The sequence below is a fragment of the Burkholderia sp. genome, assembly GCF_018375725.1.
Lineage (GTDB): Bacteria > Pseudomonadota > Gammaproteobacteria > Burkholderiales > Burkholderiaceae > Burkholderia.
The window spans coordinates 1-2,099 of record NZ_JAHACR010000463.1; the positions used below are offsets into that span (position 1 = coordinate 1).

General features: G+C 63.4%; 3 protein-coding genes. 2 read left to right on the forward strand and 1 reads right to left on the reverse strand.

The window, feature by feature from the left end; translation table 11 throughout:
- Positions 1-562: FAD-dependent oxidoreductase (locus tag KH616_RS24390; protein WP_292253792.1), on the reverse strand; the 562-nt coding region annotated here is incomplete at its 3' end.
- A gap of 101 nt (positions 563-663) precedes the next feature.
- Between KH616_RS24390 and KH616_RS24395 the strand changes: the two genes are divergently transcribed.
- Both KH616_RS24395 and KH616_RS24400 read left to right on the forward strand, forming a co-directional pair.
- Positions 664-1,617: a LysR family transcriptional regulator gene (locus tag KH616_RS24395; protein ID WP_292253795.1), complete on the forward strand. Its 954-nt coding sequence runs from the start codon at positions 664-666 to the stop codon at positions 1,615-1,617.
- A 126-nt stretch (positions 1,618-1,743) separates the two neighbouring features.
- On the forward strand, positions 1,744-2,099 hold a 356-nt coding region (locus KH616_RS24400; protein ID WP_292253797.1), incomplete at its 3' end, for a TOBE domain-containing protein.

Sequence of the window (2,099 nt, forward strand, 5' to 3'; positions counted from 1 at the left end):
AGACCGGCTGCGCCTGCTGCCCGGGCCCTTGCTCGGCCTGATGGTTGGCCTTCGCGCACGCCGCCAGGAACTTCCGGCGGAAAGCCTCCGCCTGTTCGACGTTTTCGAGCGGCAGCGCATGGGCCGATGCACCCGGCACATTGAAGAAATTCGTCACGCTGCCGACCGCGAGCACCAGATCGTCGTATTGGAGATCCCGCTGCGGCAGGATTTCCGTGCCGTCCGCTTCGAGCACGGCACCGATCGTCGCGACACGCCGGGTTCGATCGACGTGTTGCAGTTCCCCCTGGACGAAATGAAAGCCGTACTGTTTGGCCTGCGCGGCATATTCGATCGTATGGGAAGCCGGGTCGCGATGCCCCGACGCGGCTTCATGCAGGAGCGGCTTCCAGAAATGCGTCGGATAGCGGTCGACGAGCACGATCCTGGCCTGTCCGCGCCGTCCGACCGTACTGCCGAGGCGCGTCGCCAATTGCAGGCCACCGGCTCCGCCTCCGACAATCACGATGCTCGGGACGCGCGCTGCGCGGTCCGTTCCGGGGGTGAATGAGATCTTGGCCATGCTGAAGCTCCACACTGATTTCCATTCGAATGACAAATAACGAGATACGACGATATAGTTCCGAACAGCTAAAAACAATTTAATGTTTATCGTCGACCCATATGTATTCACTTATAGGAAAGGCCGCGACCTTCCGGCAACTGAAGGCGCTCGACATGGTGGCGCGGCTGGGCAGCGTGTCCCGGGCGGCGGAGGAACTCAACCTGACGCAGCCCGCCGTTTCGCTGCAGATCCGTCTGCTGGAGGAGGCGGTCGGTGCGGCCTTGCTTCAGCGTGTCGGGCGCGGCGTGCAGCTCACCGCGGCGGGCGAAATCGTGAGCCGCTATGCGCGCGAGATCCTGCATTTGTGGAGCGAAGCCGGCGATGAGGTCGCTGCGCTGACGGGCGAACTGGGCGGGACGCTGCGCATCGGGGCGATCACCACGGCGGAATATCTGATTCCGCCGCTGCTGGTCAAATTCACGGCGACGCGCCCGCACGTCAAGACGTATTTCAAGGTCGGCAACCGCGAAGACATCATCCGCATGCTCGCGACGCATGAAATCGATCTGGCGGTGATGGGCAGCCCGCCCAAGGAACTCCGCACGCATGCGGTCGAATTCGCGAAGCACCCGATGGTCTTCGTCGCGGCGCCCGGACATCCGCTGATGCAGCGCAAGCGCATCGCGCTGAAGGATCTCGAATGTGCGCACCTGCTGGTACGCGAGCGAGGCGCCGGGACCCGGACGACGGTCGAGAGCCTGTTCAAGGCTTCAGGGTACAAGTTCCACGTGGGATCGGAACTGTCCAGCAACGAAGCGATCAAGCAGATGGCCGAGGCCGGCCTTGGCGTCGCGTTTCTGTCGCTCCATGCCTGCGCGCTCGAATTGCGGACCGGACTGCTGGGACAACTGCCGTTTCCCGGGAATCCGATCGAGCGCGAATGGTATGTGGTAACGCTCGCCGATCGCCGGATCTCGCAGGTCACCGGGCTGTTTCGCGATTTCCTGATCAAGCAGGGTGCGCCGGTCATCGACGGTGCGGTATCGAAGCCCCACGACCGGGCTCGCAAGTGAGGCGAGACCGTGGGCGCCCAGCCGCGGCCCATGTCGCCGCGCGTATAATCGTCGCGCTTGTCATCTTGTCTTGCTAACCCGCTCCCGCCATCACATCATCGGGCGGCCGCACATCCGGAGACCGCCATGCGAACCAGTGCCCGAAACCATTTCACGGGGAACGTCACCGAAGTCAAGGCAGGTGCAGTAAACGACGAGATCACGCTGCGGACGTCCGAAGGACTCGATATCGTCGCCATCATCACGCATGGCAGCGCCGCTTCGCTGGGGCTTGCAGCAGGCAAGCCGGCGTTTGCACTCGTGAAGGCGTCGTCGGTGATCGTGATGGTCGACGCGAACAGCAGCCAGGTTTCCGCGCGCAATTGCCTCACGGGCACCATCGCATCGGTGACGAAGGGCGCCGTCAACAGCGAGGTCATCATCTCGGCGGCGGGCGGCGCGCAGATCGCCGCGATCGTCACGAAATGCGCATCCGACAATGC

What these genes read in the sequence shown, in the direction of transcription:
- KH616_RS24395 (WP_292253795.1), top strand. Translation starts at nt 664, where the DNA reads ATGTATTCACTTATAGGAAAGGCCGCGACCTTCCGGCAACTGAAGGCG.